Annotated in this window: 7 protein-coding genes and 1 pseudogene; 6 read left to right on the plus strand and 2 right to left on the minus strand. The window is 62.5% G+C overall.

Annotation, left to right across the window (positions count from 1 at the left end; genetic code table 11):
• The coding region (locus tag EN984_RS15265) for a hypothetical protein (RefSeq protein WP_127383813.1) at positions 1-1,086 on the minus strand (1,086 nt) is incomplete at its 3' end.
• Between the two features lie 107 nt (positions 1,087-1,193).
• Between EN984_RS15265 and EN984_RS15270 the strand changes: the two genes are divergently transcribed.
• From EN984_RS15270 to EN984_RS15295, 6 genes are all read left to right on the plus strand, one after another.
• The gene (locus tag EN984_RS15270; protein ID WP_127269328.1) at positions 1,194-2,222 is read left to right on the plus strand and encodes a CapA family protein; all 1,029 of its coding nucleotides are present in this window, start codon (positions 1,194-1,196) and stop codon (positions 2,220-2,222) included.
• A 352-nt stretch (positions 2,223-2,574) separates the two neighbouring features.
• A complete protein-coding gene (locus EN984_RS15275) occupies positions 2,575-3,525 on the plus strand; it encodes a hypothetical protein (protein ID WP_236382890.1) in 951 nt (316 codons plus the stop codon).
• A gap of 385 nt (positions 3,526-3,910) precedes the next feature.
• Positions 3,911-4,153, plus strand: a complete 243-nt coding sequence (locus EN984_RS15280; RefSeq protein WP_013530037.1) for a DUF1344 domain-containing protein — start codon at positions 3,911-3,913, stop codon at positions 4,151-4,153.
• A gap of 232 nt (positions 4,154-4,385) precedes the next feature.
• A complete protein-coding gene (locus tag EN984_RS15285) occupies positions 4,386-6,008 on the plus strand; it encodes an FAD-binding oxidoreductase (protein ID WP_127272514.1) in 1,623 nt (540 codons plus the stop codon).
• Between the two features lie 15 nt (positions 6,009-6,023).
• A complete protein-coding gene (locus tag EN984_RS15290) occupies positions 6,024-6,656 on the plus strand; it encodes a hypothetical protein (protein WP_127268288.1) in 633 nt (210 codons plus the stop codon).
• Positions 6,657-6,752: 96 nt separating this feature from the next.
• Positions 6,753-7,283, plus strand: a complete 531-nt coding sequence (locus EN984_RS15295; RefSeq protein WP_127268289.1) for a dihydrofolate reductase family protein — start codon at positions 6,753-6,755, stop codon at positions 7,281-7,283.
• Between the two features lie 27 nt (positions 7,284-7,310).
• Here the strand turns inward: EN984_RS15295 and EN984_RS15300 are convergent.
• Positions 7,311-7,500, minus strand: a pseudogene (locus EN984_RS15300) (hypothetical protein); the annotation flags it as partial.

Below are 7,500 nucleotides of genomic sequence, written 5' to 3' on the forward strand. Positions count from 1 at the left end.
TCCTAGGCCTGTGCCGGCGGTGACGCGGAAATGCGGCAGCAGCTTGCGGCCTTCCAGGAGATCCTCGGCCATGGTCAGGGCGGCGAGCCAGGCCTGAACCTGCTCCTCGCCGACTTCGAGGCCGGTGAGCGGGTTCTCGCCCTTCTGCTGCGGGCCAGGCAGCCATTCGCGGTCATTGTCGGTCTCGGCGCGGATCGCCTTCCAGTCCTCGCGCGACAGCCGGATCATTTCCAGCAAATGGCGGCGCGCTGCTTGACGGCGCTCCGGCTCGATCACCGGCCAGTTGATGAGATGCACCATCGAGATGAAATCGGCGATGCGCCATTCCGAGGAGAAGATGCTCGAGCCCATGTCGCCGGCCGGCGGCACCAGAATATCCTGCAACGGCAGCTTGGCGCGCGGGAACAGCATGTGGAACGAGCCGTCGAAGGTGCTCCTGAAATCATGCGCAAGCCAGAAATCGGCCTGCGCCATCAGGAACTCGGCATAGCCCTGCAGCCAGTATCCGTCGGCGCGGTCGAAACGGAAGGTGAGCGTGGGAACGGCATCGTCCGATGTAATGCCGCCGCGTGACAACCCGGCAATGATCGCCGCCATGCTCTCGTCCGGCGCGATGGTGCCGTCCTCGTTGAGGTCGATGCCCGCGCGGGTGAGATCGATGACCATGCCGATATCGGCATCGGGCGGCACCGACGCAAACGTGGCGGCGGATTTCTCCAGCCGGTCGCGGAACCCGACCAGGATGGCGCGGAACTGCTCGTAAGTCAGCGGCTCGGGATTGGGATTATCGGGCACCGGCAACCGCATCAGCGGCAGCATGAAGGATTGCGGGCTTTCGAAACCATGACGGTGCAGGCCGGTGGCCAGGATCTCCAGTGCGGTGAAGAACTCGCCCGCCCCGGCCGCATAGGCGGATGCCGGGTCTTTTGGCGCGGCGGCCTCAAGTACCGACAGGGCAGTGTCGCGCGCGGCCACGCTCTTCGCCTCGAACAGTCGGGTAGCCGCTTCGGGCATTGCCGCCGACGCGGAAGACAGCGGCAGGAGCAAAATGAAAGCGGATGTCAGCAGGCCTGCCAGTCGTGTCATCTTTTCCCCCCAATATTTGTCGCGCCGCGCAGATATACACCATTTGCAACGCTGCGCTTCAACCCGCCGCGAGGACGGTTTACACAGGGCAAACAATTGGGCATCGCGTGTCGAACTATCCGCTTTCCTACAAGCTGTCCTGGCTGCCGCGTTTCCTCAAGCCATCGCTGGCCGGCGACGCGCAAGACTTTTCGCCCATGGCGGAAACGCTGATCGATTCAGCGCCAAGGCAGACAATGCGGCTGGCGTTCGTCGGCGACATCTCGGCGGTGGCCAATCGCGGTGCGCCGGACTGCGATCCGGCGATCAAGGCACTGCTTGGCGGCGCCGATCTGGTGATCGGCAATTGCGAAAGCCCTGTGGTGGATAGACCAAGCGCGGCGCTGGGCACAAGGCTCGGCACGCATCATGCGATGAGCGAGTTGTTTCTGGCCGAGGCGCTGGCGGCGGTTGGTATTGCGCGAGAAAGGCTCGTGCTGTCGCTGGCCAACAACCATGTGCTCGATCAGGGCGTCGCCGGTTTCGACGAGACGGTCGCGGCGTTGCTGCGGCTCGGCATCCGCACGATCGGCCTGGCCGCCGACGGTCCGGTTGTGCCGGTGCAGGTTGGATCGCTCAATGTAGGCTTTGCCGCCTTCACGCTGTGGCGCAACGCCGATGAAAAACTGTTTGCGGGGCGCGTTTCGATGGACAGCGATTCGGCGGGCTGGCCGCGCGCTGGCTTGGATCTTCTCTGCGCCGTGCCGCATTGGGACTGGGAGTTCCGGCATTTTCCGCGTGCCGAGACGCGAGTTCTGGCCAGGCGGCTGGCCGGGCAGGGCGTCGGACTGATCGCCGGCCATCACGCCCATGTCGTGCAGCCGGTGGAAAGGATCCACAAGACGGTGGTCGCTTATGGGCTCGGCGATTTCCTCGGCACCGCCTTCGCCCGCCAGCCATGGCCCGGTCGCATCGGTTCTATCCTCATTGTCGAAGTCAGTGCCGATGCCGGTACGTGCGGCACGATCGCATCTTACCAAATGCATCCCTTCATGCGCCTGCGCGCCGGCGACCGTGAGCGGCTGGTGGTGGTGGAGGCATTGGAGGGCCGAGTGCGTGACAAGGTCGAGGGGCGACTGAAAGCGGTCTTTCCTTAGTGCTGCAAGCGACGAGACGTTGCCTATGGGTCCAGGCTGGCGCATGCATTGTCTTTTGCGGCGCTGGTCGACCCCCACTCCGTCTCGGCTTCGCCGATCCACCTCTCCCCCGATCGACGGGGTAGAGGAAAGGCGCCAAGCTTTTGCCGTCAGCGCTCGTCCAGCAACGCTCCTTTCCTTTCCCTCCGGAGGGGGAAAGGTGGCGCTGCGAAGCAGCGACGGATTGGGGGAACCACGTGGTAATCAGGCGTGGACATTTGTTGAAGAGGCACTGCAGTCGATACATCGAACAAAACCAGCTATCATGAATTTGTCGAGGCTTGCGGGGGTAGCGGTGGAAACAGCGGATTTCATGCCGAGCGAAACGGTCATCGCCGGCATCCGGAAAGACATAGAGGCCTATGAAGCGGCGAGGGCCTCGGCGGTCCGGCAAGTGCGCTGGCGGGTGCCGGTGTTCGTGGGGCTGGTGCTGGTGGCCGTGGTGCTGGTCGCGTGGCTGTTCAACAAGGTCGCCGACCCCAACGAGCAATGGGTCTCGACGCCACATGTATTTCTCTATGTGATCGGCTTCGCGGCTTCGATCCTGCTCTATTTCCAGGCCAGGAAACCGGCGATGCGGCTGCAGCAATCGTTCCGCGAGACGCTGCTGCCGATCATCTTCGGCTTCATCGCCGACATGCGCTACCAGCATGGCGTGACGCCGAATTCATTCGACCGATTGCCGCGCACGGCGGTTGGTCCGTTCAACCGGCAGGCGTTCGACGACATCGTCGCGGGCCGCTACGAAGGGTTTCCGTTCGAACTCTACGAGGCGCATCTGCGGGAAGGGTCGGGCAAGGGCTCGTCGACCGCCTTCCAGGGCGTCATCGTCGCCTTCGAGACCATCGCGCCGTTCCCCGGCATATTGGTGGCGACGCGGCGGACCAATGCCGTCATCAGCTTCTTTCGCGGCATGTTCGCCAGCAAGCTGCAGGAACTGTCCAGTGGCGACGTGGCGCTTGATGCCGCCTACGAGTTCCGCACCGACAATCTCGGAGCGGCACAGCCGCTGGTGAGCGGCCGGCTGGCGCAGGCGCTGAAATGGCTTGGCGAAACCTGGCCGGACGATCCGGCCCGTGTCGCGCTCAATGGCAGCGATGGGTTCCTGCTGCTGCCGCAGACGAAGAACTTCTTCGAACTGCCGGATATTTCGGTGCCGCTCGATTACAGCACGCATGTCGCGCCGATGATATCAGACATGGGCGCGATGCTGGCGACGGCGGCACTTGTGCGCAAGATCGGCGCGAAGGACGAGGCGGGCTGAGCCGTCAGCCGTCGAAGCCGTATTTGTCACGCCTATAGTCCGCCTCTGACCATGAAACAAAATTTGTGTCGATGGTCGGTGAGCAGGCTGTTTCGTGATGCTGCTCGAGGTCGATTGCAGCGACCGCGTGGCGATCCAAAGCCGCCGTCACAATCGGCTAAGCGACTCTTTTCGCGGATAGAAGTGGGCATTGGAGGAGTCGAAGCGGTCTGAAATGATGTCGGCAACAAGCAATATGTCGGAATTAAGCCTATGATATTGTTTGCGAAAATTCACCCAACGTGATTTGCGGAGGGAGCGCTTTCCGTTCCAGTTTCAAGCCGTCCGGTGCTGTCGTTTCCCAAGGCGGCGGTCCGGAAAGTGAAACAGCACGGAGTGCTTACCAATGAAGAAGACCCTCGCAACCACCGCCGCTCTGCTCGCCTTCCTCGGCACCGCCTATGCCGCGACCGTTCAGGGCACCATCCAGGCCGTCGACCCGACGACCAAGTCGATCACCCTCGACGACGGCAAGATCTACCAGCTGTCGCCGGAGGCGACGATCGGGAAACTGAAGGTCGGCGCCAAGGTGGCTGTGACTGTCGATGACAAGACCGGCATCGTGACGTCGATCAAGAAGGCCTCGTAAGGCGAGAACATCGTGCGTCGGCAGACCTGCTGACCGGATTTTACAAGCCCTGTTCCACTCATGGCCGGTCCCTCCGGGGATCGGCCATTTTCATCCGTCGGCTCTCGATGCCGGGCGACCTGGATAAGGTCTTCCGGCTGGACCCCAGGGCCGGCCGGCGGAATGCTGTCCGGCGGCATCGCTATGGTTTTTGCCAAAAAGCCGCGCTATCCCTTGGCCAACGGGGGATATCATGGCCGACGAACAAAAAGGGTTTCGCCTGTCGCGGCGGTTGCTGCTGGGGGCGGCTGTCGTCGGCGGCGCGGTGCTGTGGGGCGGCAACACGGTGGCGCGGCTGGCGCGCGCGCCTTCGGGGCCGAAGAACGCAGGACGGATAGCCGATATAGACGGCTTCGCGCTGCCTCTGAAGCCGCTGGACAATGCGCCGGCCTTCGACGCGTCGCTGCCCTGGTCGGCAAAAGGCGGCGACATCAACGATGCCAGCGGCCTGTCGATGACGCCGGTTTACGGCGTCGTCGAGATCAGCGAGGACGAGCACATCGGCAATGCGCTGGCCTTCGCGCGTGCCAATGGCCTGAAAGTCTCACTGGCCGCCATCCGCCATTCGATGGGCGGGCATACCTTCGACGACAACGCGCTGGTGCTCGACCTCAGAAAGTTCAACAAAGTCACCGTCGATGCGGCGGCCAAGACCATGACCTTGCAGCCGGGCGCGCGCTGGCACGACATCCAGAACCTTCTGCATCCGCGCTTAGCGGTGAAGGCGATGCAGTCGACCGACATCTTCTCGGTCGGCGGCTCACTGTCGGTCAATGCGCACGGCATGGACCACCAGGCAGGCTCGGTGGCGGGCTCGATCCGCTCGATGCGAGTGATGCTGGCTGACGGCTCGGTGACCACCTGCTCGCCGACCGAGAACACCGATCTGTTCCGGCACGTCGTGGGCGGCTACGGCCTGTTCGGCGTGGTGCTGGAGGCGACGCTCGATGTCGTCGACAACGCCGTCTACCGGACCTCGCGCGAAATCATCAGATCGGACGATTTTCCGAAATTCTTCGCCGAGGTGCTGGAGCCGAACAAGGACATCGGCCTGTTCTACGGCCATCTGTCGACGGCGCCCGGCAATTTCCTCGAGGACATGATCGTCTACCGTTACGACAAGGTGGCGGAGCAGCCGCCGGCGGATCAGCCTGAGATCGGCGAGCCGGGTTCGGTTGGGTTGAAGCGGGTGATCATCAACCTGGCGAAATGGGGCAGCCTGTTCCAGGAACTGAAGTGGTTCACCGAAAAGACCCTGGAGCCGAAATTCGAAAGCTGCACGGTGGCGCGCACCTCAGCCATGGCCGAGGGCGAGGCTTGTCTCGTCACCCGCAACAACCCGATGCACGATTCGGTGCCCTATCTCTTCAACGATCAGATGGAAGAAACCGACATCCTGCACGAATATTTTATTCCACGTGCCGCCTATGTCGAATTCATCGCGGAAGCGCGCGAGATCCTGCGCAACCAGACGCTGCCGGTGCTCAATGCTTCGGTGCGCATCGTCCACAAGGAGGATGTGGCGCTGACCTACGCGCCGGAGCCGGCCTATTCGCTGGTGCTCTACATCAACCAGCCGACCGATGCCGACGGCAATGCCAGGATGCGGGCGCTGACGCGGGCGCTGATCGACGTGACGATCAAGCATGGCGGGCGCTTCTTCCTGCCTTACCAGCTGCATTATACGGCCAGGGAATTGCTGGCCTCCTATCCCGAACTGCCGGCCTTCCTGGCGGCGAAGCGGCAGTATGACCCGACGGAACTGTTTTCCTCGACCTTCTACCGTGCCATCAAGGCGCTGAGCGGGGTGGCGTAGACGTTAGGAGACTTCATGCGCAAGGTATCAGCCGCGGCACTCATCCTCATCGCGCTGTGCGCTGGCCCTGCCGGAGCCGAGGATCTCAAGGCCTTCAAGCTGACCATCGACGGTGTGACGGTCGATATCGATCCCGGCGAGAGCGCAGACGTGACCCTGCCTGGCGGCAAGCAGAGCAAGGTGACGCTCGAACGCAACGACTTCGCCACCTTTTCCGGCAGCGTTTTCTCCTTCGTTCACCCCAGCAACATTTCGGTGACCAAGACCGACCTCGGCGATGATATCACGCAGTATCTGATGGCGTCGGCTCTCGGCACGATCGTCGTGGTGCAGGAATATGGCGCGATGAATCCGGTGTCGCTTAACCAGCTGATGCTGCAGGAGATGACCAAGGAATCGGTGCTGGCCGGCGCCACGCTGACGCAGGAGCCGACGACGCGCAAACTCGCCGACGGCAAGGAATTGACCGGGATCCGCGCCGAGGTGACGACACGCACCGACACCGCCGATTTCGAGATCGTCGGCTTCGGCCTGGCCGATCGGGGGCTGCTGTTCATCACCCGCATTGCCGGCGAGGATGCAGCGACCGAAAAGCCGCTGATCGACAAGTTCTGGAAGAGCCTGAAAGTCAAGTTGCAGCGGGACTAGGGTCGTGTCCCGGTTTGAATTTCGGTTGGGATCCACACTTTTGCGTAACGGCGGCTCAAGTTATTCTGACGATCCGGAGGTTGGAGATCCTGCAGCATGGCGAAGCTCATTTTCAGAATGAACCAGTCCCTCGACGGTTACGTCGACCACCAGAAAATGCCGTCAGGCCCGACAATCTTTCGTCACTGGATGGAGCAAGTGCGCAATTTGAGTGGCAGTGTGTACGGTCGCGGCATGTACGAGGTCATGCGCTATTGGGACGAAGACAGTCCTGAGTGGAACGCGGAGGCGCACGAATTCGCGGCGGCGTGGCGGAGCCAACCGAAATGGGTTGTGTCGCGCTCGCTGAAGTCGGTCGGCCCCAATGCCACACTTGTCGCGGACGACGTCGAGGCGGTGATAGGTGGGCTTAAGGCTGAGCTCGTCGGGGAGATTTCAGTTTCCGGACCAGACCTGGCACGAAGCCTGACCGACCTTGGTCTTATCGATGAATATCAACTCTACCTCCATCCGTTCGTGCTCGGTCAGGGCAAGCCATTCTTCGCCGGCCCCCGGCCGCCGCTTCGCTTTGTGGCCAGCGATTTGATTGGCGACGACGTGATCAGGTTGACCTATGTGCCTGCCTGACCACGCGGTCGTCAAACGCCAGGGGGCTTACAGCCCCTTTGGCATCAGTCCGGCCAGCCAGTTCACGGAGCGTTTCGCGGCGTCGGCGGTTGCCGAGGCGGCGCGGCCGAGATCGGTCTTGACCACGGCGTAGCCGTTCTTGGTGCGATAGAGCACACCGGTTCCGCCATCGACCACCTGTTCATAGGCGACGGGCCGGGCGGCATCGGCTTCCATG

The organism is Mesorhizobium sp. M7A.F.Ca.CA.004.12.1.1, from assembly GCF_003997835.1.
Lineage (GTDB): Bacteria > Pseudomonadota > Alphaproteobacteria > Rhizobiales > Rhizobiaceae > Mesorhizobium.